Here is a 23,915-nt window from a genome sequence, read left to right as displayed (position 1 = left end):
TTTGTCTGGTGACAATGGCAAGGAGGTCACACCTGTTCCCATGCCGAACACAGAAGTTAAGCTACTTAGCGCCGATGGTAGTCGGACTGACGTTCCGCTAGAGTAGGACGTTGCTAGGCAAATATCGTATGGATGCGATGAGCCTAATCGAGACCGAAAGGTCTTTTTTTTATGCAAAAATAGTTTTAAAAAGAAAGTGTTTGATATGAGAAGTAAGAATCTCGACGAAGAGAAAGCGTTTTGAACTCATGAATTAGGGAGCGAGAGCAATGAAATTATTCGAGCTACAAGGATCAACAAGAGTTGAAAATGAAACAAGAGGCGAGCGCTTATCTCAAATGGATAAAGCTTCTTAACCGAGGAATTAAACTGACATTCTACAGTAAGACACTAAAATGAAGACGACGAATTAATAATATACTCGTCGTCTTGAGACTTGGATATAAAATTAGTTTAAATAAGCAATGAATATAACATTTTATTTTCATTGATATAAATATTAGAAGGATCAAATTGACATACACGATCTTTTAACTGAATGAGATCATCATGATGTTTTAGCTGTATACCTATAATAACAGTTCCAGTGTTTTGTGATGTTTTCTTTAAATATTCAAATTTTGTAATATCGTCTTGAGGTCCGAGGACATCATTAACGAATTCTCTTAAAGCACCAGGTCTTTGTGGGAAATTTAAAATAAAGTAATGTTTCATTTCTTCAAATAGAAGAGAACGCTCTTCTATTTCTTTCATGCGATTAATATCATTGTTGCCTCCACTTACTATGCAAACAATTGTTTTATTTTCAATCTGCTTTTTATACTGCTCTAAGGCACTTACACTTAAAGCACCAGCTGGTTCAGCAACAATCGCTTGTTTAGAGTACATATCCAGAATTGTGGAGCAAACAGCTCCTTCGTCAACTTGAACGTAATCATCCACTTTATCTTTCGCAATTTCAAAAGTAATATCACCAACTCTTGCTACTGAAGCTCCATCAACAAATTTATCAATATTTTCTAAAGTAACTATACTATGGTTGATAATGACTGATTGATACATACTACTGGCACCAGTTGGTTCAACACCGATAATTTTAGTGTGGGGGGAATGTGTCTTAAAATATGTGCTCACTCCTGAAATAAGACCGCCACCACCTATAGCAGCAAATACATAATCAAATGTATTATCCTCTTTTTCAGCTTGATTTAATATTTCCTTAGCTATAGTGCCTTGTCCTGCAATAGTATATACATTATTAAATGGATCAATGAAATTCATTTTATGTTGCTTCGTATAGTTTAAAGCTTGTGCTAAGCAGTGATCAAATGTATCGCCAATTAGTACTATTTCTACGTTATTATCCCCGAAGAATTTGACTTGATTGATTTTTTGCCGTGGTGTAGTTACTGGCATGAAAATAACAGCCTTTAAATTGAGCTTTTTTGCAGTATAAGCAACACCTTGAGCATGATTTCCAGCACTTGCGCAAGTAATACCTTTATTTTTTTCTTCATTGGATAATACTGATATAGCATTATAAGCTCCTCTTAATTTAAAGGATCGTACCCATTGTAAATCTTCTCTTTTTAAATAAACATTACAATTATATTTTTGAGATAAGTAATGATCGAATTGTAAGGGAGTTTCTTTTACTATATTTTTCAGACGTAAATATGCTTCATCTATATCTTTTGTCGAAACTTTAGTTCTTACTGTCACTGTCTTTCACACCTTTAAAAAGTTTTTTCGTATTTTTCTATTAAATTTTCAAATTGTAAAGTAATAGCAATATCGTCTAAGCCATGGATTAATTTATTTTTCCAGGTTTCATCTATATCAAAATGAAAAGACTGAGACACCGTAGACACTGTTTGATTAGGTAAATCAACAGTTATTTCATCAAATTGAGCTAAATGTTCTCGTTCTTTCTGATTTAAACATATAGGTAACATTGCGTTTTTAGTACAATTCATGTAAAAGATATCACTAAAACTTCCTGCAATAATAATGTTAAAACCATAATCTTTTAAGGCCCACGCTGCATGCTCACGGCTAGAACCACAACCAAAGTTATCTCCAGTAATGAGAATTGACGCACCATGATATTCAGGTTTATTAGGATTAAAATCGGGATTATCACTACCATCAGGTAAGTAACGCCATTCATCAAAAGCAAAAGGTCCAAAGCCTGATTTAGAGACCCGCTTAAGATGCACTTTGGGAATGATTTGGTCAGTATCTATATTGTCATAAAAAAGGGGGACAGTTTTTCCGGTATATATTGTTATCGGTTTGATTTCCAATTACACTACCACCTTTCTAACATCAATGAATTTACCATTAATCGCAGCAGCTGCTGCCATAGCAGGAGATACCAAATGTGTACGAGCGCCTTTTCCTTGTCTTCCTTCAAAATTGCGATTACTCGTGGAGGCACAATGTACTCCTTCTGGAACTTGATCTGGATTCATACCTAAGCACATAGAACAACCTGGTTCACGCCACTCAAATCCAGCATCTTTAAATAATTTATCTAGCCCCAGAGCTTCAGCTTCCTTCTTAACAGTTCTTGAACCCGGAACCACAATAGCAGTAATATTTGGATGTACTTGTTGCCCTTTAATAATATGACTTGCTTCAATAAGATCAGATAATCTTGCATTCGTGCATGAACCTAAAAAAACGTAACCTAATTTTATATCTTCGGCTTTTTGACCTGGGTGAAGTCCCATGTAGTCATAAGCACGTTGGTCATTTGCATTTTTAATTTCTGGGAATGGATTACTAAAACTAACTCCCATTTCTGGGTTAGTTCCCCAAGTAACTTGAGGTTCTAAATTTGTTACATCAAGTTCAATAACTTTATCAAAATAGGCATCATCATCAGAATAAAGTTCTTTCCACCACTCCATAGAGCTATCAAAATCAGTAGCATAAGGACGACCTTTTACGTAATCAAATGTTGTTTCATCAGGTTGCATTAAACCATACTTTGCTCCGGCTTCAATAGCCATATTACAAATCGTCATACGTGCTTCCATGGATAAACTTTTTATAGTTTCCCCTGTAAATTCAAGCGCATAACCAGTACCGAAATCTACACCATATTGATTGATTAAATATAAAATAATGTCTTTAGCATAAACTCCAGGTGGTAAAGAACCATTTATATTAATTTTCAAATTTTTAGGTTTTGTTTGCCATAATGTTTGTGTAGCAAATACATGTTCAACCTCGCTTGTTCCTATCCCAAATGCAATAGCACCAAATGCGCCATGTGTAGCAGTATGGGAATCTCCACAAACAATAGTTTTTCCTGGTTGTGTTAATCCAGTTTCTGGTCCAACCATATGTACGATACCTTGTTCGTCAGAACCCATATCAAAAATATGTACGCCAAAGTCCTTAGCATTTTGTTGTAAAGTTGTAATTTGTTTATGGGCAATTTCATCTTTTATATTAAAAATATCAATTGTGGGAACATTATGATCTAAAGTTGCAAAGGTTAGATCAGGTCTTCTAAGTTTACGATTTTGTATTCTAAGTCCTTCAAACGCTTGAGGAGAAGTAACTTCATGAATGAGATGTAAATCAATATACAATAATTGTGGTTCACCTTCTTTTCCATGAAGCACATGTTTTTCCCATACTTTATCAAAAAGTGTTTGACCCATAATTTTCTCCTCCTCTTATAAATATTTTTCTTTAAGCAACTTAAAAATTTCTGAAGTTCGATATTGTCCATCTAAATCTGCAGTTGTCTTATTAGATTGAATAAACGAGTAAACAATTGACTCAAGTTCGTTAGCCGCATCAATTTGATTTAAACTTTCTCTTAAGCAAAGTGCTAAAGAGAGAACCATACCAAATGGGTTCGCTTTATCTTCATTAGCTATATCTGGTGCTGAACCATGAATTGGTTCATAAAGACGTGTACCTGTTTGACCAAAACTAGCTGAAGGAGAAAGACCTAGAGAGCCTGGTATAACAGATGCTTCATCACTTAAGATATCTCCGAAAAGATTCTCTGTTACAATCACATCAAATTGCGTAGGTTGGGTGATAAGATGCATACTACAAGCATCAACTAGCATATGATTAACTTCTATTTCTGGAAAATCCTTTTTTACATCATTTACTATCTGTCGCCATAACTTACTAGAGGATAGAACGTTTTCCTTATCAACAGATGTTAATTTTTTACGTCTACGGTTTGCAAGATTAAAAGCGATTCTCACAATACGTTCAATTTCTTGACTTGAATATTTTAATGAGTCTAAAGCTTCGTTTTTTTTAACATAGCTTGGTTCACCAAAATAAATACCGCTCGTTAATTCTCTTACAATAACTAAATCGGTGCCTTCTACAATATCTTGTTTTAGTGGTGAAAGATGACTAGCCCCTTTAGTTACAAATGTAGGGCGAATATTAGCAAATAAATTTAAGGATTTTCTCAGTTTTAACAAACCGTGTTCTGGACGATTATTTGGGTCTGTCCATTTAGGTCCTCCAATCGCGCCTAATAATATAGCATCTGCATTTTTACATGATTGTAATGCTTCATTAGTTAAAGGTGTACCATAATTATCTATTGAGATACCTCCAAAATGATGACTTTCCAAATGGTATTCAAAATGATATTTTTCACTTATTAATTTTAAAAGTTCTAATGTACCAGATAGAATCTCTGGTCCTATACCATCTCCAGGTAAGGCAACTATTTTATAACTCATGTACGGATACCTTCTTTCAACTCATATTCTGAAATATATTTAGCATGAGCATCGATATATGCTTTACATGAGGCTTTTAATATATCGTGGTCTATACCTATGCCAGTCACTTCAATATGATTAATAATGATTCGTACATGTACTTCTGCTTGAGCATCAGTACCTTCTGTTACAGAATCAATACGATAATCAATCAATTCTGCGTCTTTCTTGAAAATTCGGTCAACAGCATTATAAATTGCAACAATTGAACCCGTTCCAATACTTGAATCTTGTTTAACTTGTCCGTTTCTTTCCTTTATAACTACTACTGCACTTTGTAGACCTTTAGATACGTATTGAAGTTGTAAGTTATCAAGTTGAAAAATAGCATTGTGTTCATGTTCAGAGCCATGTATAATTGCATGAATATCTCTATCGGATACATTTTTTTTCTTATCTGCAATTTCTTTAAATTGTTTAAATAATGTAACTTGATCTTCCAATTTAATTTCATACCCTAGAGATTTAAGCTTTTCGGCAAATGCATGTTTACCAGACAATTTACCTAATGGCAATTCTGTAGTATTTACACCTACGAGTTGAGGTGTCATGATTTCATAGGTTTCACGATGTTTAAGTACACCGTCTTGGTGAATTCCGGATTCATGACTAAATGCATTTTGACCTACTATAGCTTTATTTCTAGGTACACGGATACCAGCATATCTTGAAATTAAGTCAGATGTTTTCTTAGTTTCTTTAAGGTTAATTTGAGATTCAAGACCATAGTGGTCCTTCCTTACATATAAAGCTAAAGCAACTTCTTCAAGTGCGGCATTTCCTGCTCTTTCACCAATACCGTTCACTGTACCTTCAATACGTCTAGCTCCACCCTCAATAGCTGCTAAACTATTAGCAACTGCCATTCCAAGATCATCATGACAATGTGCACTAAAGATAATTTTAGAATTTGACTTAACGGCCTGTGTTAATTGCTTAAAAATTTCACCATACTCAGTAGGATAACTAAATCCAACTGTATCAGGGATGTTGATAATTGTGGCTCCTGCGTTAATCGCAGTTTGAACACATTCAATTAAAAATGGAATTTCAGTTCTTGTTGCATCCTCTGGAGAGAATTGTACGACTTCAAAAAATTGTTTAGCATAAGAAACGTGTTCTTTGATTGAAGTTAAAACTTCATCTTGAGTCATTTTTAATTTATGTTCTAAATGAATAGGGGAGGTTGCAATGAATACATGTACTTGAGGTTTTACAGCTTCTTTAGTGGCTTCATATACAGCATCAATATCAGATTTTTTACATCTAGCTAATCCACACACTGCTGTTGTAGTCAAAGTTTTGGCTATAGCTTCTACTGATTTAAAGCTACCAGTACTAGAAGCAGGAAAACCTGCTTCTAGTACATCTACTCCCCATTTTTCTAGTTGCTTGGCAATTTTCAATCTTTCATCAAAGCTAAAATTGACTCCTGGCGTTTGTTCACCATCTCTAAGTGTTGTATCAAAAATTTGAATATGTTCTTCCATTAAAAACACCCCTCTACTGTTGTTATTTTTCAATACTTTTAGATTTAATGAATGGCATCATTTCTCTTAATTCACGTCCAACTTGTTCAATTTGATGACCATGTTGATCTTCACGTAATTGATAGAATTCTTTAAAGCCATTTTTGTTATCTTCAACAAATCTACGGCTAAAGTTACCATTTTGAATATCTTCAAGTACTTTTTTCATATTTTCTTTAACATCAGGTGTAATTACTCTTGGTCCAGAAACATAGTCGCCAAATTCAGCAGTGTTAGAGATAGAATAACGAACGTTTTCCATTCCGCCTTCATACATTAAATCAACAATTAATTTCATTTCGTGTAAGACTTCAAAATAAGCTAATTCAGGTTGGTAACCTGCTTCTACAAGTGTTTCGAATCCACTCTGAATTAATTTGGAAACTCCTCCACAAAGAACAGCTTGTTCACCGAATAAATCCGTTTCAGTTTCTTCTTTAAATGTCGTTTCAATAACCCCGGCACGAGTAGCACCAATGCCTTTTGCGTAGCTTAAAGCAATGTTTCTTGCTTGGCCTGTAGCATCTTGTTGAACACCAAATAATGCTGGTACGGCACTTCCTTCAACAAATGTACGTCTAACTAAATGACCTGGTCCTTTAGGTGCTACTAAAAAGACATCGACATCACTAGGTGGTTCGATAACACTGAAGTGGATATTAAAACCGTGTGCGAATGCTAAAGCATTTCCTTTTTCTAAATGTGGTTTAATTTCCTCGTTATATACTTTACCTTGAATTTCATCAGGCAATAGTACCATCACTACATCAGCTTGTTGTGTAGCATCACTTACCGTATAAACATCAAATCCATCTTCTTTAGCTTTATTAAATGATCGTCCTGGACGTAGACCAATGACTACATCATAACCACTGTCCTTTAAATTTTGTGCATGTGCATGTCCTTGTGAGCCATAACCAATGACAGCAATTTTTTTACCTTGTAATGCATCTTGAGTTACTGTTTCATCGTAATATACTTTTGTCATAATAAATTCCTCCAGTCATTTTATCGAAAATTCTGAATTTTCAAAATAATATGTGCGTAAAAAGTGTATGATGTTAGTTATGATTAGTTGATTTTTCATTTTAACTAGCGCATCAAAACATTTACTCACTTTTAACACTTAATACATTTACTTGTTGTGATAGTTTTTTAAGAACAATTTTAAAAGTATCATCATCTTTAATATTGACTTTAAGTTTCATATTAGAAATTCCTTCTTTATCTGAATGTTTAACATGAAGTTCATCAATATTACATTGTAAGCGAACGAAGGCGCTAGTAATTCTGTTCAAAGTACTCACTTGATCAACTAATGTAAAATGAATTGTTCGTTCCATTAGTAACCCTCCATTTCATGATTTGATTTGCCACTAGGTACCATTGGATTAACTGGTTCTACAGGTGAGATTCTAACTTCAATGAGTGCCGGTCCATGATATGCAAATGCTTCATCAATTGAAGATTCTAATTTATCAGGAGAATCTATCAAGAATCCCTTAACGCCATAAGCTTCCGCCATTTTCATAAAATTAGGTTGATCATTAAATACAGAATGAGAAAATCGTTTATTAAAGAATTTATCTTGCCATTGTTTGACCATACCTAAAGTTCCATTATTAATAAGTACTATTTTGACATTAAGTCCATATTCTGGAAGTAAAGCCATTTCTTGGTTCGTCATTTGAAAACCACCATCTCCTACAAAACAAACAACTGTTTTCTCAGGTTCAGCTAATTGTGCTCCTATTGCTGATGGAATTCCAAATCCCATAGTACCTAAACCGCCACTTGTTACCCATTGACCATAATTTTTAAATGGATAGAATTGTGCTGTCCACATTTGGTGTTGTCCTACGTCAGTTGTCACAATTGCATTTCCATTGGTAACTTTACCAATATATTCAATTGCTTTTTGTGGTTTACAAAATGTTTTATCATTATCATCATATTTAAATGGATATTTACTTTTGTTATTAATACAATAATCGTTCCATTCTTCGTGGGTGGATGTTAAAACTTGCTCATGGCATAAATTCTCAAGCACAAGTTTGCAATCAGCGACTATACCTAAATCTGTATTAATAACTTTATTTATTTCAGAAGGGTCGATATCGACATGTACAACTTTTGCATTTGGTGCGAATTCATCAGGCTTACTTGCAAGACGATCATCGAATCGACTACCTAAGTTGATAAGTAAATCACAATTTGTTAATGCCATATTACTTGCATAAGATCCATGCATGCCACCCATACCTAAAAATAAGGGGTGATGATAAGGTATTGCTCCAAGTCCAAGGAGAGTTGTGACAGTAGGGATTTGATGTTTTGTCACAAATTCTGTCAATAAATGATTAGATTTAGAGTGATTAATACCAGCACCTGCAAGAATAAGAGGTTTCTTAGATTCTTTAATCATATATATTAACCTATTAATATCCTCTTTATTAGGGTTACTATTAACTTCATAGCCAGGAATATTAATTTCTTGCGTAAGTTCAACATCAGTTTTAAGAACACCCATATCTTTAGGAAAATCAATCACTACAGGGCCTTTTCTTCCAGTGTTCGCTAAATGAAAGGCTTCATGAACAATTCTTGGAATGTCTTCGATCTTTTTAACTTGATAATTGTGTTTTGTAATAGGTGTGGTCATCGAGAGTAAATCAGCTTCTTGGAAAGCATCTTTACCTATACCAGGTGTAGCAACTTGACCAGTAAAAACGACTAGTGGTAAAGAGTCACTAAATGCATCAGTAATACCCGTAATGGCATTTGTTGCACCAGGTCCGCTTGTTACAACAACGACTCCTGTTTTACCAGAGACACGCGCATATCCTTCAGCAGCATGTGTAGCACCTTGTTCATGACGGGCAAGAATATGTTTGATTTTCCCGTCATAAAATGTATCGTATAAAGGTAAGACAGCACCACCAGGATAACCGAAGATAAAATCTACATCTTCTTGCTGAAGTGCTTCAACTAATAATTGAGAACCACTGCGTGTTATTAAGGGTTGTGAATTCTTTGTTTGATGCACAGAAGGGTGAGGCGAAACCATTGATTTTTGATTTGACATTTTAATCATCTCCTAATTAAATAAGGTTTTCCGGAACTTGCATAATACCACCAGTATTAGCGCTTGTGACTAAACTAGTATATCTAGCTAAGTAGCCTGTTTTAACCTTTGCTTTAAATGGTTCAAGCTGATTTTTACGACGATACAGTTCTTCTTCAGATTGATCTACGTTTAGAGTTCTATTGATTAGATCAATCGTAATTTTATCACCATCTCTTATTAAGCCAATGGGTCCACCTGAAGCGGCTTCAGGTGAAATGTGTCCAACTGCAATACCTCTAGTTGCACCCGAAAATCTACCGTCCGTAATTAATGCAACATCTTTACCTAATCCTCTGCCCACTATGGAAGACGTAGGGGCTAGCATTTCTGGCATTCCAGGACCTCCCTTAGGTCCCTCATATCTAATAACAACAACATGTCCCTCTCTTACTTTATGATTATCAATGGCTTCAACAGCTTCATCATGAGAATTGAAACAAATTGCCTTTCCTGTAAATACTTTAATTGAAGGATCAACTCCACCGACCTTGATTACCGCTCCTTTAGGTGCGAGGTTTCCGAATAAGACAGATAATCCACCTTGCTTATCATAAGGGGTTTCAAGAGGATGAATAACTTCAAAATTTTTGATGTTTTTACCTTCATTATTTTCTCTCAAGGATTTACCCGTCACTGTTAATCTATCTGGATGTAAAGTACCATCCTTTTTCATTAATTCATTTATGATAGCTGGCACGCCACCTGCTTCATGAACATCATGCATAGAATAAGAAGAACTAGGTGCAATTTTAGAAAGGTAAGGTGTTTTTTTAGCAATTTCATTAATACGTTCTAAGTCGTAGTCAATACCTGCTTCATTTGCAATTGCAAGAGTATGAAGAACAGTATTAGTAGAACCTCCCATGGCCATATCAAGAGCAAAAGCATCATCAATCGCATCTTGTGTGATAATATCGCGAGGTTTAATATCATGTTTAATATTTTCAACCAACCTGAATGCTGCTTGTCTAATCATTTCACGACGTTGGTCACTCACAGCTAGAGCTGTACCATTATATGGTAGGGCTAAACCTAAAACTTCCATTAAACAGTTCATTGAGTTTGCGGTAAACATACCGGCGCATGAACCACATGTAGGACAAGCGTTTTGTTCCATGTCTAAAAATGTTTCTTTTGAGATTGTTCCTTCTTTAAAAGCTCCAACCGCTTCAAACATTGAAGATAGTGTCAATGCCTTACCTTGAGCGGAAAGACCAGCTTTCATTGGGCCTCCTGAGCAAAAGATAGCTGGTACATTTGTTCTAACTGCTGCGAGTAACATTCCTGGCGTAATTTTATCGCAATTAGGAATGTAAAATACACCATCAAACCAATGAGCGTTAATAACTGTTTCAGCTGCATCTGCGATAATTTCTCTTGAAGGTAAGGAATATCTCATGCCAATATGTCCCATAGCTATTCCATCGTCAACACCAATCGTATTAAATTCGAATGGGATAGCACCTGCTTCTCTAATAGCTTCCTTTGCGATGTCTGCTAATTCTCTTAAATGAACGTGCCCAGGAACAATATCAATATAAGAGTTACAAATTGCTACGAAAGGTTTATTCATATCTGTAGGTTGTTTAAGAGCGCCAGTCGCATGTAAAAGACTTCTTGCAGGAGCTTGGTGATCTCCTTTTTTGATCATATCACTTCGCATATATCATTCCCCCATATAATTATTTAGAAAATAAAAAAACGTCCCAATGAATATTGGGACGTTGTTAAGTCCCATCCAACTAGAAATAGGACTTAAACATTTAGAAGTTAAAACCTTTCTAAAGTTCGAGTCCTTACGAGTATAATAAAATGATAATAGCTTGTTGAGTTGTTGGTAGGTCTAGCGTAGATAGATAAGTCATTTTATTATACTCCTTTCGTTGAATGGTCATTTATTCTTAATAGTTTGAATTGTTTTAAAATTTGATAAATTCAATTTACTACATGTGATGAATTGTGTCAATAATAAATTTAGAATTTTCTAAAAATTTATAGAGGACAAGCTTAAATATTTTACGAAGAAATTTGAATTAAAATTTGTTACAATGATTAAGTTAATAAACCATGTAGAAATGTATATATATCTTTAAATATAGAGATAAATTGATTTTAAATAATCATATATAGGAGAGTAAAAATTGATAACTATTCACAATTTAAATGAAATGGATAAATTTGCTCAAATACTTGTAAAACATTTAAGTGCTAAGGACTTGATTTTACTAAATGGTGACCTAGGAGCAGGGAAAACTACATTAACACAATTTATAGGAAAAGCGTTAGGTGTTAAAAGAACGATAAACTCACCAACATTTAATATAATCAAATCTTATACAGGTTCAAGCATACGATTACATCATATGGACTGTTATCGACTTGAAGGTGAGGAAGATGATTTAGGTTTCGATGAATATTTTGAAGACAATGCCATCATAGTTATAGAATGGAGTAAATTTATCAAAGATTTCCTTCCTCCTAATCACTTAACGATTAATATAAATGTCAAAAATGCGAATGAGAGACAAGTATCCATTGAAACACATGGACAACATTATGCATTAGTAAAGGAGGCAATCTTAAATGAACTATCTTCTAATTGATACGTCAAACCAACCTTTATCAGTAGCTATTATGAAAGATAATGAAGTGATTGCTGAAAAAACAACTGATATCAAAAAGAATCATTCAGTGCAACTCATGCCTGAAATAGCAGAAATTCTTTCAGAAAGTAAAATAAATAAAGCAGAAATAACTGATATCGTGGTAGCGGAAGGTCCAGGTTCATATACCGGTCTTAGAATAGGGGTTACTGTTGCTAAAACATTAGCGTATGCATTAAACACTAACTTATATGGTGTCTCATCACTTAAAGCACTTGCTAGCACAATCAAAGACAGTACGAAGTTGTTAGTACCCATTTTTGATGCTAGAAGAGAAGCAGTTTATGCAGGTGTTTATCAATATCAGGACAATGAATTAATAACCATTATTGATGATATTTATATACCTATTTTTAAACTTATTGAAAAACTTCATCAACTAAATCAACCTTATGTGTTTGTAGGATATCATACCGAAAAAATAAAACATTTATTAGACAGTGACATCATAGAACAGTTACCAAAAGCTTCAAGTATGAAGCAATTAATTCAAAAACCAGAAAATATACATTCATTTACTCCTAAATACCATAAATTATCAGAGGCGGAACGAAATTGGTTAAACCAACAAGAGAACAATTGAATATTAGGAAAATGAGTGTGGAAGATGTACCTAAAGTTTTTGATATAGAAAGAAATAGTTTCTCACACAGTTCGTGGTCAATCGATGCATTTTATCATGAAATAGAAAACAACGAATTTGCAACATATTTTGTGATAGAATTTAGGGACAAAATAATTGGATATGTTGGTTTATGGTTAGTCGTTGATCAAGCACAAATTACAACGATAGCTATATCAAAGGCATTTAGAGGCTATGGTCTTGGTCAACTTTTACTTAAATATGCAATGAACTATGCACGTTTTTCTTGTGATGTGATGAGTTTAGAAGTAAGAATAGATAATGATGTTGCACAACATGTTTATAGAAATTTAGGATTTCAAAATGGTGGAAAAAGAAAGAATTATTATGGAGAAGGCGAGGACGCATTAGTCATGTGGGTGAATTTGAAATGACAAATAATACATTAATCTTAGCAATAGAAACAAGTTGTGATGAAACGAGTGTAAGTGTAGTAAAGAATGGCACTGAACTTTTATCTAATACTGTTTTAAGTCAAATAGATAGTCACAAACGTTTTGGTGGTGTTGTACCTGAAGTTGCTAGTAGACATCATGTTGAGGGGATAACAGCAACTATAGATGAATCATTAGTGAGTGCAAAAGTGAAAATGGAAGATATTGACGCTATTGCAGTAACACAAGGCCCCGGATTAATAGGAGCTTTATTAATTGGTATTAATGCGGCTAAAGCTTTGGCATTTGCTTATGATAAGCCTATTATTCCAGTACATCATATTGCTGGTCATATTTATGCCAATCACTTAGAACAACCATTAACGTTTCCACTTATGTCATTGATTGTATCTGGTGGTCATACTGAACTGGTATATATGAAAAATCATTTAGATTTCGAAGTGATTGGTGAAACGAGAGATGATGCAGTAGGAGAAGCTTATGATAAAGTTGCTCGAACAATCAATCTTCCTTATCCTGGTGGACCGCATATTGATCGATTAGCAGCTAAAGGTAAAGATGTATACGATTTTCCAAGAGTTTGGCTCGAAAAAGATAGTTATGATTTTAGTTTTAGTGGTCTTAAAAGTGCTGTAATTAATAAACTGCACAATTTAAGACAGAAAAATATTGAAATTGTAGCTGAAGATGTTGCAACAAGTTTCCAAAATAGCGTTGTAGAAGTTTTAACACATAAAGCTATTCATGCTTGTAAAACGTATCATGTTAATCGCTTAATTGTTGCAGGTGGTGTTGCTAGTAATAAAGGATTAAGAGCTGCACTAAGTGAAGCATGTAAAAAAGAAGGCATACACCTTACTATTCCAAATCCTGTTCTTTGCACTGATAATGCAGCGATGATTGGTGCTGCTGGATATTATTTATATCAAGCTGGTTTGCGTGGCGATTTAGCCTTAAATGGACAAAATAATATTGATATTGAAACTTTTTCTGTTTAAATAATATTTCAAAGCGCCTATCTAAGAGTGACTACTTTTAGATAGGCGCTTAACTTTTTTATAAATATTAAACTAATTAATTCTAGAGGTTTCGAATATTTTGTTGAGCACGCTGATAAATATCGATAGGAAACTGTGTAATACGCAGTAATTCAATTGCATTACGTGTATTGGCTTTACCAGGTTTAATTTTGTAATCGAAAAATATGCTATTTTCTTGAATAGATTCATTAAAATGATAATTATTATATGTATTTTCTAATAATATTGATAGTTCAACATCATGTGTCGCAGCGATAACCTGATATGCTTTTTGATTATCTAAATACGATAATACTGATTCAGAAGCGGCAATACGTTCAGTTGTATTCGTTCCTTTAAAAATCTCATCTATAAAACAATATATCTTATTGCACTGATAAGTGTTAAATAATCTACGAATAGACTTAAGTTCTGACATGAAATAACTGTCACCACTTAAAACGTCATCCGCATTTGCCATTGATGTCATTACATAGCCAGGTTGATAAATAAATGAGTGAGCTGTTGCAGTTTGTATTGATTGAGCTAAAATCAAATTTAGTGCAACTGCTTTCATAAATGTAGATTTTCCTGATGCATTAGAGCCTGTGAGTAATATATGATTTGAAATGTCAATGGTGTTAGCAATCGCATTTTCTTCATCTAGCAGAGGATGAATGATTGATTTCATTTGAAGGCCATTAATATTGTTATTGATTTTAGGATAACAATAATGTGTCAAAGTATGTTGATACATAGCTATAGAGTAATGATTATCTAATATACTTATATAGTCATAACATGCCATAACTTCTTCTTGATACTTAAAGTAGCTACGTTGTATTAAATGAAATAAAACATAATCTATCATGAATACTAATTTAATAAACATAATTATGCTACTCACCATATCTTGTGATTCTAATCTAGCTAATAAACCGCTAAAACGACGTGAAGCTTTAAAATGAGTAAAATCAACACTTATCGCTGGCGTGCTCTCAATCTTACTTAAAGCTTGACTTTGCTTTATAACATTAGCAGTATAAAAAACTGATTTTAAATCTTGGTCATAAGATTTTTTTAGTTTGAAAGATAATATTGCATTTAAAATCATAAAAGTAAGACATATTAATATACCTTTTGAAGGAATTAAAAAAATGAATGCAAACCCAATAAATGGTAACAACGGACAAAACATTAATAAAATATTACGCTTAGAGGGTAACATTTGATCTGGAAACAAAGGGTATACATTTTTACCAATTTTAGAAAGAATGTAAGATACATTTAAACGAAATACTTTATTATCTTTAAACATGTTTATCAATGAGGTTTGATTTACCTTAAACATACCTCTTAAAGTTGCATATAGTCGCATTTCACCAATTGCAGTGAAATTAAAATTAATTTTATGAAATAACGTATCCATATTTAGGTCTGACCAAGTCTTATCGTCGATAAATGACTGCTTATTATAATGATCACGGTAAGTACGGTATTGGGCATCGAATCGTGAATTAGGACGTATAAAACTTTCTAATTTTAATTTGTTATCCCATAAAGTATTTATTTTAGCAATCTGTTTACGTCTCTCTATTATAGATATAATTACATTTACAAGTGTAATTAGGATGATGAAAGTTAATATAATTAGTACTAAGGTTTGATTGTTCGTCATGAAGTTTAGTTCTCCTTTATCTTTCTCAATAAATTATTTCATAAATGAATATCTGAAACAATTAAAAATGGAAAATAAGTTGTCAATAGGGAACGTGCGTACTTATCAACAAAATGTGAGTAAGTTGTGGGTAAGTAGTGAAGTTGTTTGTGGATATGTAAATAAATAAGTTAATTTTAAAACATAAAAGTGTCAATTTACTTGTGGATAAATAGGATAACTCTGTGGATATTGATTATGAAAGTAATTCATGCTGTTAATAATATTTGTGTAAAAACATACTAAAAGACACCGAAAAGTCATATATTCAACTTTTAGGTGTCTTGTCATTATGTTGGAAATTAGAGCTTTTCTTGTAATTTTTCCCATTCTAACATTATTTGTTCTAATTTTTGTTCGGTTTCGGATTTTTGATTGGCAAATTTACTAGCTTTTAGAGGGTCGTTAAATACTTCAGGCTGTGTTAGCTGTTCTTCGATATGTGATATTTGTGATTCTAATTCTTCGATTTGTCTTTCACAATGTTCAATTTGTCTTTCTAATTTACGTTGTTGTCTTTTTTGTTGTTTTTGACTGAAATAGGTTGAAGTATTTGCGTCTTGATTTATCTCTTTATTTTCAAAATTATTTTGAATTTCTGTTTCATGTGCTTTGATAGCAATAGCTTCTTCAGTTTTCTCAATATAATACTGATAATCTCCTAAATACATTTGGCCACCATTAAGGTTTAAATCAAAAACTTTATTTGCAAGTTGGTTAATAAAATAACGATCATGTGATACAAAAATAATCGTGCCTTCAAAATCTTTCAATGCTTGTTCAAGCATTTCTTTAGAATCAATATCTAAATGGTTAGTCGGTTCATCTAAGATAAGAACATTATCACGTTGTAACATTAAAAGTGCTAATTGTAATCGTGCTTTTTCTCCGCCGGATAAGTCATTGATAATTTTTTTAACGTCTTCTTGAACGAACAAGAAACGCCCCAATACTGCACGTACATCTTTTTCATTCATGTGTGGATATTGATCCCAAACATAATCGAGAATGGTTTTATTTGATTTAAATTCAGCTTGTTTTTGATCATAGTATCCAATTTGTAAATTAGCACCAAAGATAATTTGACCACCTAGTTTTGGATGTTTTTCAGCAATTGTTTTTATCAATGTTGTTTTACCAACACCATTTGGCCCAATGATAGCTATATGATCCCCTTTAAAGACTTCGAGGTTTATAGGTCGTGTAATAGGTGAGTCGTAACCAATCTTTAAATCATGAATATGCATCACATCATTACCAGTATTACGGTCGAAGCCAAATTGTATATTTGCACTTCTAGCATCTATCATAGGTTTATCAATACGTTCCATTTTTTCCAATGTTTTACGTCTACTCTTAGCCATGCCACTTGTAGATGCACGAGTAATATTTTTTTCTACAAAGGTTTCTAAACGCTTGATTTCTTCTTGTTGCTTTTCAAATTCTTGCATGCGCTTTTCGTAATACTGATTACGTTGCTTTATAAATTGCTCATAGTTTCCTACATAGTGTTTTACATTTCCTAGAGCAACATCATAAACTTGAGTTACAATTTTATCTAAAAAATATCTATCATGACTGATAATCACAATTGCTCCTTTAAAGTACTTTAAGTAATCCTCTAACCACTTGGTTGTTTCCATGTCTAGATGGTTAGTTGGTTCATCAAGAAGGAGTAGATCGGGTTCTTTAAGTAACATTTGAGCAAGAGAAAGACGTGTTTTTTGACCACCACTAAAATCATTAATAGGCTTGTTGAAATCGTTTTCTGTAAAGTTAAGCCCGTGCAGTACTGTTTTAATTTTACTTTCATATTGATAACCATCTAATTGCTCATAACGATTAGTTAAAGTTTCATATTTTTCAATATGTGATTGATATTCATCGGATTCATAATCTTGTCCATTTCGTGCAAGCCAATCTGTTTCATCCTTAATTAAATTTTCAATTTTTTTAATGTGTTCAAAGGGCTTAGACATTTCTTCAAAGACAGTAGCTTCTGAATTGAGTGTCATTTGCTGAGTTAAATAACTCATTGTTAAATTTTTGATTTTTGATATATGACCACTATCGTAATTTTCAACACCTGCTATGATTTTCATTAATGTCGATTTACCAGCTCCATTACGGCCTACTACGCCGATTCTTTCGCCAGTTTTCACCTCAAAATTAACATCTGTGAAGATATCTTCACCATCGAACGATTTGGAGATGTCATTAAGTTGTAAAAGTATCATTCGATTCTCACCTTTCTATGTATTTGAAATAGGTTTAAACTATATATAAAGTATTTGTTTTTGAATATTTAAATTTTTGTTAATTCTATATTATCGAATTTTAAATAGAAAAATAAATTGTGTACGTTGTCTTGAAATGATGTTAAACTCAATTACCTCTATTCTACAGTATTCATAGAACACATGAAACTAGGATATTTATTTTTAAAAATTAATAATGTATAATGTTTAAGTATTCGTTGTAGACAATTATTTGTATTATGAGATGACATTCAACATATGTTTTAACTCATTTACTGATTTTAAAGATACATGCATAATATACGCGAAAAAGGGGGTTAGATATATGTCAGATGATTTTAAAATTCCTCGCGCTACATTAAAACGTTTACCTTTATATTACAGATTTGTCAGTATTTTGAAAGGTAAAGGTATAGATCGTGTTAATTCTAAAACAATAAGTGAAGCACTACAAATTGATTCAGCTACAATAAGAAGAGACTTTTCATACTTTGGTGAATTAGGAAAAAAAGGATATGGATATAATATAGATAGTATGCTTGAATTCTTTAAATCAGAATTAAGTGAGAGCGATCAAATTAAAATTGCCATTATAGGTATCGGTAATTTAGGGCGTGCATTACTTACATATAACTTTTCAATACATGATGAGATGACAATTACTGAAGCTTTTGATATTAGATCAGATATTATAGGTGAAAATATTGGTGACGTTGTGGTAAAACATAGCGATGATATCAAAACGACATTAGAATCAGAAGATATTGATGTAGTCATTTTAACAACACCAGATAATGTAGCTCAACAAGTTGCTGATGAACTTGTGAAAGCCGGTGTTAAAGGTATACTAAACTTTACACCACGTCGAATTAAAACACCCCAAGATGTCCAAGTACATCATATTGACTTTGGTATAGAGTTACAATCATTATTGTTCTTCATGAAAAATTATAGTAAATAATTAATAAAAATCACTTTAACATAGTACTCTCAATTGAGAGTGCTTTTTTTATATTAAACAGTTACAATAGATTATAAATACGAAACTTTTTTAACAAAAATTGTAAGTTGATATTTATTGAAATGGGAGATTGAAACAAGTGACTCAAGAAATAAATTGTAATTTCAAACCACATATTCCTAGAATAATGACAGTTCCTGGTATATTGTTGATACGTGAAAATAAGTTGGAGTTTCAGGCATATAATCAAAACAATAATCCATTCAATATCCAATTCGAACTCTCTAGCATTGTGCGGTATAGAATATCTAAAGGTTTATTAGGAAATAAATTGTTTATTTATTATTCTGATGGAGAGTGGTATAAATTTAGTAACTTATCTAAAAATGACTTAAACAAACTCACAAAATATTTATATTAAAAAATAATAAAGAAAATTAAGAATTTGCAAAATATTGTCCTTTCTACTATAATACCTTAGTATTTATATCGGAAAAAGGTGATAAAATGGTTTGGACAATTATAAGCGGACTAGTCGTTGGCATATTGCTAGGATTTGTAATGCAGAGAACAAGATTTTGTTTAGCTGGTGGATTTAGAGATATGTACGTTCAAAAGAGTAACAAAATGTTTTATGCATTGCTTATTGCTATTACAGTCCAAAGTATTGGTTTACTTATTCTAAAGAACTTGAATATTATTGAGGTTCCAGCAGAAACATTTCCAGTTATAGGAACTATTTTGGGATCCTTTGTTTTTGGAATAGGAATAGTATTAGCTGGAGGATGCGCGACTGGAACTTGGTATAGGGCTGGTGAAGGGTTAATTGGAAGTTGGGTGGCATTAATATTTTATGCATTGACTTCAGCCGTAACTAAAACTGGGGTACTTCTTCCAATAATGAATCAAATAAATAAACCGACACAAGTCAGCACAAGTATGACGAGTACAACTGGTATACCACAATGGATTCTCGTCACGTTATTAACTGTAATTACAATATTTTTTGTTGTAAAAACAATTCGAAAGCCTAAAATAATGGTGCCCCAACTTAAACAAAAATATAGTGGTATTAGACATTATCTATTTGAAAAAAGATATCATCCATTTGTTGCTGGCATTGCAATAGGTTTTATTGCTCTACTTGCTTGGCCTATGAGTGAATCTACTGGGAGAATGGGTGGCTTAGGTATAACAACACCATCTGCAAATCTTGTAAATTATCTTATTTCAGGAGATTTAAAATTTATTGATTGGGGTGTGCTTTTGGTACTAGGTATATTCATAGGTTCTTATATAGCTGCAAAAGGGTCTAAAGAATTTAGATGGAGATTGCCAGATATTAAGACAATTCGCAATAGTGCGCTTGGTGGCATATTTATGGGATTTGGTGCTTCAGTTGCAGGTGGTTGCTCTATCGGTAATGGTCTAGTAGAGACAGCTACAATGAGTTGGCAAGGATGGATTGCTTTAGCCTCTATGATTATTGGTGTTTGGTTTATGAGTTATTTTATTTTTGTAAAACCTATGAAAAAGTTACAACAAGTATCTCAAAGCTAATATTGGTTATTCAAATGTGACATTAGATAAAGTGAATGAGGAGGTATATCAATGGTATACGAATTAGGAACAGTAGGGATGGTTTGTCCATTTCCTTTAATAGAAGCACAAAAGAAAATGAATGATTTAAATCAAGGGGATGAATTGAAAATCGATTTCGATTGCACCCAGGCTACCGAAGCATTACCTAATTGGGCTGCAGAAAATGGATATCCAGTTACAAACTATGAGCAACTTGATGATGCATCATGGACTATTACCATTCAAAAGGCATAAAAACTTATAGTTATAAGGTTGATAAAAAGATTTTTTAAGGATAGAAAATTAAGCAAATTTAATTATAGATTAAATTGACGAGAAAAAAGTTAAATTAAGTAGCCATTAGCTATATCGTTGAAAGAAAGAGCTAAACTTGAAGACTGTTTTTAATTTAATGAAATTCGTTAGTAGAATTATGATAGCCTGAGACAACAATCATTGTCCCAGGCTTATTTATTATTGTAATGAGATAACTAAATCAAGATTATCTTTTTATTATACTCATTACTAACATGGTGTAACGAAAGTAATTTGTTTTTAGTACTACGTTTATATATTCAATGTAACTTAAAGTGACATACTGTGTAACATGACCTTACCTAATTTTGCTTTTAAAAAAAACACTCATTATGATGTTTTTAAAGGAAGTGGTAAGTATGAATATGAATGATACAATATTTCTATTTTTATGTACTCTATTAGTATGGTTAATGACACCAGGTTTAAGCCTTTTTTATGGGGGACTCGTACAATCAAAAAATGCTTTAAATACTGTAATGCAAAGTATGGTTGCCATTGTCATTGTCACGTTTATATGGATAATGATTGGTTTCTCTTTAAGTTTTGATGGAGGTAATCAATGGATAGGTGGTTTGAAATTTTTGGGTCTTCATCATGTTGGTTTTGAAATTTCAAAAACTTTGAGTCCTCATATCCCTCTCTCATTATTTATGTTGTTTCAAATGATGTTTTGTACAATTGCGGTATCTATTCTATCAGGTTCGATAGCCGAGAAAATGAGATTCATTCCTTATCTGATTTTTGTGAGTTTATGGGTTCTATTAATTTATAGCCCTGTTGCCCACTGGGTATGGGGTGGTGGTTGGATTAGTAAAATTGGAGCAATAGATTATGCGGGTGGAACAGTAGTTCATATAACATCAGGCGTATCTGGTTTGGTTCTTGGGATAATGATAGGTATAGGTAAGAAGAAAGAAAAACATACTCCCCATAATCTATTAATTACACTTATAGGTGGTATATTAGTATGGTTAGGATGGTATGGATTTAATGTGGGCAGTGCATTTACATTTGATCACATAGCCATGATATCGTTTGTGAATACAGTTATTGGTGCAAGTGCAGGTGCTTTCGGTTGGTTAATCTTTGAATATATCTTGAAAAAGACTACAAGTTTACTAGGTCTTTTATCTGGAGCACTCTCTGGTCTTGTCGCTATTACACCAGCAGCAGGATACGTCAGCTATATGAGTGCTATGATTATTGCAATAATTGGTGGCATAGGTTGCTATATCGTTATAAATTTAATCAAAGTAAAACTCCAATATAATGATGCACTTGATGCATTTGGTATTCATGGTGTAGGTGGTATCTTAGGAGCTGTGTTTACAGGAGTTTTTCAATCACATCAAATTAATAGTGCGGTGCAGAATGGTTTTATCTATACAGGTGATTTTAAAATAGTAGTCATTCAACTTGGCGCGGCAATTGCGACTGTCGTTTTTAGCGCAATAGTCACATTTTTGATTGCGAGATTTATTAAAATTTTTACTCCTTTAGCTACAACTCAAGAAGAAGATAAAACCGGACTCGATGTTATAGTACACGGTGAGAAAGCATATTTCTATGGAGAGCTAAATAAGTTTAATCGTCATATTAAGTTTTAAAATTATATAAATGACAATCACCTAACACGTCAATTTATTTAATCGTATTCTAAACAATAATTTCAACTATTTAAAGCGTTGGTTCATATGATAAAATAAAAAGGAATGATTGATGACGTGATAGGTGATTTTTTATGAAAAATATATCAGATATAGCAAAACTAGCTGGAGTATCGAAAAGTACTGTTTCACGCTTTTTAAATAATGGATCTGTAAGTCCAGCAACAAAAGAAAAAATAACTAAAATAATAGAAGAAAATAATTATCAACCTAATCAATTTGCACAAAGCTTAAGAGCTCGACGTACCAATTTGATTGGAGCAATTATTCCACGTATGAATTCATACGCTGTTGATGAAACAATTAAGGGCTTGGTACACCAATGTAATAAACATCGATATCAGTTATTATTAAATTACACAGGATTAGAAATAGACGGTGAAATTTCGGCACTAAAAACATTATCACGTAGTAAAGTTGATGGAATCGTGCTAATGGCAACACATATTACTGAAGCACATATTGAAGTCATTGAGAAAATAGATGTTCCTGTCATTATAGTGGGACAAGAACATGATCAACTATATAGTATATATCACGATGATTATGAAGCTGGATATAAAATTGGAGTACTCATTGGTGAAAAAGGATGTCGAAATGTACATTTCTTTGGTGTAAGTGAAGAAGATATTGCAGTTGGTGTTCAACGTAAGCTGGGAGTTATTCAAGCGTTGAATGACTATCACATAAGTCCGAAAATTTATGAGACAACATTTAAGCATGAACAAGCTTTTAAAGATGTAAGTCAGCAACTTAAAAGAGTACATCATGCTGATGCGATAGTTGGAGCAACTGATACCATTGCTTTTGCAATCCATAAATATTGCTCTGATCATCAACAAAGGTTTTACAATTGTTCAATATATGGATTTGGTGGAGACCCTATGACTCAAATAGTATCACCTGTCATTCAAACGGTTAGCTATAATTACTTTGAAGCAGGAGAGCAAGCATTAAAAGAAATTAACCAACTATTAAAAGGTGAACAAACAGCATTAAAAATAAAAATTCCTATCCAATTGAATTAACATGCACAACAAGCTTGTTTTGGTTAAAATGGAACCGATACCACATATAATGATAATTGCTAATCAAATTGGTATAATTATTGTGAAAACATAGTTAAATGAAATAATTAATTATATGTTGACTGGTATCAATTGGATATTAATAGGCCTGAATTTAAACATATCAAACAGTGACATTATTAACATATTTCTCTAAATCAATATGTTAGAATAATAGAGTTATTAATATAT

Annotated in this window: 21 protein-coding genes and 1 rRNA gene; 11 read left to right on the top strand and 11 right to left on the bottom strand. The window is 32.8% G+C overall.

Annotated elements, in window-relative coordinates:
* The first annotated feature begins 4 nt into the window (after window positions 1–4).
* Window positions 5–119 (top strand): 5S ribosomal RNA (gene rrf / locus ACVBFA_RS04995).
* Between the two features lie 334 nt (window positions 120–453).
* Here the strand turns inward: rrf and ilvA are convergent.
* The 9 genes from ilvA to ilvD all read right to left on the bottom strand — a co-directional run bounded on the left by ilvA (window position 454) and on the right by ilvD (window position 11,097).
* Window positions 454–1,722 carry a threonine ammonia-lyase IlvA gene (gene ilvA / locus ACVBFA_RS04990; protein WP_002447538.1) on the bottom strand — a complete coding sequence of 423 codons (1,269 nt, stop codon included), beginning with the start codon at window positions 1,720–1,722 and terminating at the stop codon, window positions 454–456.
* Between the two features lie 14 nt (window positions 1,723–1,736).
* The gene (gene leuD / locus ACVBFA_RS04985; RefSeq protein ID WP_002447537.1) at window positions 1,737–2,306 is read right to left on the bottom strand and encodes a 3-isopropylmalate dehydratase small subunit; all 570 of its coding nucleotides are present in this window, start codon (window positions 2,304–2,306) and stop codon (window positions 1,737–1,739) included.
* Window positions 2,307–3,677 carry a 3-isopropylmalate dehydratase large subunit gene (leuC, locus tag ACVBFA_RS04980; RefSeq protein WP_162155483.1) on the bottom strand — a complete coding sequence of 457 codons (1,371 nt, stop codon included), beginning with the start codon at window positions 3,675–3,677 and terminating at the stop codon, window positions 2,307–2,309. It abuts the gene before it with no gap.
* A gap of 15 nt (window positions 3,678–3,692) precedes the next feature.
* Entirely contained in the window at window positions 3,693–4,736 is a 1,044-nt protein-coding gene (gene leuB, locus ACVBFA_RS04975; protein ID WP_126122293.1) for a 3-isopropylmalate dehydrogenase, read from the bottom strand.
* On the bottom strand, window positions 4,733–6,268 hold the full coding sequence (locus ACVBFA_RS04970; RefSeq protein WP_070845692.1) for a 2-isopropylmalate synthase: 1,536 nt from the start codon (window positions 6,266–6,268) through the stop codon (window positions 4,733–4,735). Before ACVBFA_RS04970 ends, leuB begins: the two co-directional genes overlap by 4 nt.
* A 22-nt stretch (window positions 6,269–6,290) precedes the next feature.
* Window positions 6,291–7,295, bottom strand: a complete 1,005-nt coding sequence (gene ilvC / locus ACVBFA_RS04965; RefSeq protein ID WP_126122294.1) for a ketol-acid reductoisomerase — start codon at window positions 7,293–7,295, stop codon at window positions 6,291–6,293.
* 121 nt (window positions 7,296–7,416) lie between these two features.
* Window positions 7,417–7,650, bottom strand: a complete 234-nt coding sequence (locus tag ACVBFA_RS04960) for an ACT domain-containing protein (RefSeq protein ID WP_001830009.1) — start codon at window positions 7,648–7,650, stop codon at window positions 7,417–7,419.
* Window positions 7,650–9,374: a biosynthetic-type acetolactate synthase large subunit gene (gene ilvB, locus ACVBFA_RS04955; protein WP_049386127.1), complete on the bottom strand. Its 1,725-nt coding sequence runs from the start codon at window positions 9,372–9,374 to the stop codon at window positions 7,650–7,652. The genes ACVBFA_RS04960 and ilvB overlap by 1 nt, the downstream gene beginning before the upstream one ends.
* Before the next feature lie 34 nt (window positions 9,375–9,408).
* Window positions 9,409–11,097: a dihydroxy-acid dehydratase gene (gene ilvD / locus ACVBFA_RS04950; protein WP_002490360.1), complete on the bottom strand. Its 1,689-nt coding sequence runs from the start codon at window positions 11,095–11,097 to the stop codon at window positions 9,409–9,411.
* Window positions 11,098–11,575: 478 nt separating this feature from the next.
* Here ilvD and tsaE point away from each other — a divergent pair, with 478 nt between their 5' ends.
* From tsaE to tsaD, 4 genes are read left to right on the top strand one after another with little or no spacing between them, the layout of a single operon-like run.
* Window positions 11,576–12,037 carry a tRNA (adenosine(37)-N6)-threonylcarbamoyltransferase complex ATPase subunit type 1 TsaE gene (gene tsaE, locus ACVBFA_RS04945; RefSeq protein ID WP_002447530.1) on the top strand — a complete coding sequence of 154 codons (462 nt, stop codon included), beginning with the start codon at window positions 11,576–11,578 and terminating at the stop codon, window positions 12,035–12,037.
* The gene (gene tsaB, locus ACVBFA_RS04940; RefSeq protein ID WP_126122533.1) at window positions 12,018–12,680 is read left to right on the top strand and encodes a tRNA (adenosine(37)-N6)-threonylcarbamoyltransferase complex dimerization subunit type 1 TsaB; all 663 of its coding nucleotides are present in this window, start codon (window positions 12,018–12,020) and stop codon (window positions 12,678–12,680) included. The genes tsaE and tsaB overlap by 20 nt, the downstream gene beginning before the upstream one ends.
* Entirely contained in the window at window positions 12,653–13,114 is a 462-nt protein-coding gene (gene rimI, locus ACVBFA_RS04935) for a ribosomal protein S18-alanine N-acetyltransferase (RefSeq protein WP_002497204.1), read from the top strand. The genes tsaB and rimI overlap by 28 nt, the downstream gene beginning before the upstream one ends.
* Window positions 13,111–14,133: a tRNA (adenosine(37)-N6)-threonylcarbamoyltransferase complex transferase subunit TsaD gene (tsaD, locus tag ACVBFA_RS04930; RefSeq protein ID WP_126122534.1), complete on the top strand. Its 1,023-nt coding sequence runs from the start codon at window positions 13,111–13,113 to the stop codon at window positions 14,131–14,133. The genes rimI and tsaD overlap by 4 nt, the downstream gene beginning before the upstream one ends.
* Window positions 14,134–14,215: 82 nt before the next feature.
* Here the strand turns inward: tsaD and ACVBFA_RS04925 are convergent, their stop codons facing one another.
* Together ACVBFA_RS04925 and ACVBFA_RS04920 are read right to left on the bottom strand one after the other, a co-directional pair.
* Window positions 14,216–15,832, bottom strand: coding sequence for a MutS-related protein (locus tag ACVBFA_RS04925; RefSeq protein WP_126122535.1), 1,617 nt, complete (start codon window positions 15,830–15,832; stop codon window positions 14,216–14,218).
* Window positions 15,833–16,173: 341 nt separating this feature from the next.
* Window positions 16,174–18,108, bottom strand: coding sequence for an ABC-F family ATP-binding cassette domain-containing protein (locus tag ACVBFA_RS04920; RefSeq protein WP_002447524.1), 1,935 nt, complete (start codon window positions 18,106–18,108; stop codon window positions 16,174–16,176).
* A 346-nt stretch (window positions 18,109–18,454) separates the two neighbouring features.
* On the opposite strand from ACVBFA_RS04920, the gene ACVBFA_RS04915 reads away from it, so the two are divergent.
* The 6 genes from ACVBFA_RS04915 to ACVBFA_RS04890 all read left to right on the top strand — a co-directional run bounded on the left by ACVBFA_RS04915 (window position 18,455) and on the right by ACVBFA_RS04890 (window position 23,684).
* A complete protein-coding gene (locus ACVBFA_RS04915; RefSeq protein WP_002457908.1) occupies window positions 18,455–19,090 on the top strand; it encodes a redox-sensing transcriptional repressor Rex in 636 nt (211 codons plus the stop codon).
* A gap of 139 nt (window positions 19,091–19,229) precedes the next feature.
* On the top strand, window positions 19,230–19,511 hold the full coding sequence (locus tag ACVBFA_RS04910; protein WP_126122536.1) for a hypothetical protein: 282 nt from the start codon (window positions 19,230–19,232) through the stop codon (window positions 19,509–19,511).
* An 86-nt stretch (window positions 19,512–19,597) separates the two neighbouring features.
* The gene (locus ACVBFA_RS04905; RefSeq protein ID WP_232163334.1) at window positions 19,598–20,650 is read left to right on the top strand and encodes a YeeE/YedE family protein; all 1,053 of its coding nucleotides are present in this window, start codon (window positions 19,598–19,600) and stop codon (window positions 20,648–20,650) included.
* Window positions 20,651–20,701: 51 nt separating this feature from the next.
* Window positions 20,702–20,926 (top strand): sulfurtransferase TusA family protein, encoded by a 225-nt coding sequence (locus ACVBFA_RS04900; RefSeq protein WP_002447520.1) that lies wholly within the window; start codon window positions 20,702–20,704, stop codon window positions 20,924–20,926.
* Window positions 20,927–21,345: 419 nt separating this feature from the next.
* Window positions 21,346–22,596, top strand: a complete 1,251-nt coding sequence (locus tag ACVBFA_RS04895; protein WP_126122538.1) for an ammonium transporter — start codon at window positions 21,346–21,348, stop codon at window positions 22,594–22,596.
* 134 nt (window positions 22,597–22,730) lie between these two features.
* Window positions 22,731–23,684 carry a LacI family DNA-binding transcriptional regulator gene (locus ACVBFA_RS04890; RefSeq protein ID WP_119557526.1) on the top strand — a complete coding sequence of 318 codons (954 nt, stop codon included), beginning with the start codon at window positions 22,731–22,733 and terminating at the stop codon, window positions 23,682–23,684.
* The last annotated feature ends 231 nt before the right edge of the window (window positions 23,685–23,915 follow it).

The organism is Staphylococcus sp. MSU001 (genome assembly GCF_052976705.1).
This window is presented reverse-complemented; position numbering and strand designations above follow the sequence as displayed.

Excerpts from the sequence above, each read along its gene's own strand:
- leuC (WP_162155483.1), bottom strand. The coding sequence starts at position 3,677 with ATGGGTCAAACACTTTTTGATAAAGTATGGGAAAAACATGTGCTTCAT.
- leuB (WP_126122293.1), bottom strand. The coding sequence starts at position 4,736 with ATGAGTTATAAAATAGTTGCCTTACCTGGAGATGGTATAGGACCAGAG.
- ACVBFA_RS04970 (WP_070845692.1), bottom strand. The coding sequence starts at position 6,268 with ATGGAAGAACATATTCAAATTTTTGATACAACACTTAGAGATGGTGAA.
- ilvC (WP_126122294.1), bottom strand. The coding sequence starts at position 7,295 with ATGACAAAAGTATATTACGATGAAACAGTAACTCAAGATGCATTACAA.
- ACVBFA_RS04960 (WP_001830009.1), bottom strand. The coding sequence starts at position 7,650 with ATGGAACGAACAATTCATTTTACATTAGTTGATCAAGTGAGTACTTTG.
- ilvB (WP_049386127.1), bottom strand. The coding sequence starts at position 9,374 with ATGGTTTCGCCTCACCCTTCTGTGCATCAAACAAAGAATTCACAACCC.
- ilvD (WP_002490360.1), bottom strand. The coding sequence starts at position 11,097 with ATGCGAAGTGATATGATCAAAAAAGGAGATCACCAAGCTCCTGCAAGA.
- tsaB (WP_126122533.1), top strand. The coding sequence starts at position 12,018 with ATGAACTATCTTCTAATTGATACGTCAAACCAACCTTTATCAGTAGCT.
- tsaD (WP_126122534.1), top strand. The coding sequence starts at position 13,111 with ATGACAAATAATACATTAATCTTAGCAATAGAAACAAGTTGTGATGAA.
- ACVBFA_RS04925 (WP_126122535.1), bottom strand. The coding sequence starts at position 15,832 with ATGACGAACAATCAAACCTTAGTACTAATTATATTAACTTTCATCATC.
- ACVBFA_RS04920 (WP_002447524.1), bottom strand. The coding sequence starts at position 18,108 with ATGATACTTTTACAACTTAATGACATCTCCAAATCGTTCGATGGTGAA.
- ACVBFA_RS04915 (WP_002457908.1), top strand. The coding sequence starts at position 18,455 with ATGTCAGATGATTTTAAAATTCCTCGCGCTACATTAAAACGTTTACCT.
- ACVBFA_RS04905 (WP_232163334.1), top strand. The coding sequence starts at position 19,598 with ATGGTTTGGACAATTATAAGCGGACTAGTCGTTGGCATATTGCTAGGA.
- ACVBFA_RS04900 (WP_002447520.1), top strand. The coding sequence starts at position 20,702 with ATGGTATACGAATTAGGAACAGTAGGGATGGTTTGTCCATTTCCTTTA.
- ACVBFA_RS04895 (WP_126122538.1), top strand. The coding sequence starts at position 21,346 with ATGAATATGAATGATACAATATTTCTATTTTTATGTACTCTATTAGTA.
- ACVBFA_RS04890 (WP_119557526.1), top strand. The coding sequence starts at position 22,731 with ATGAAAAATATATCAGATATAGCAAAACTAGCTGGAGTATCGAAAAGT.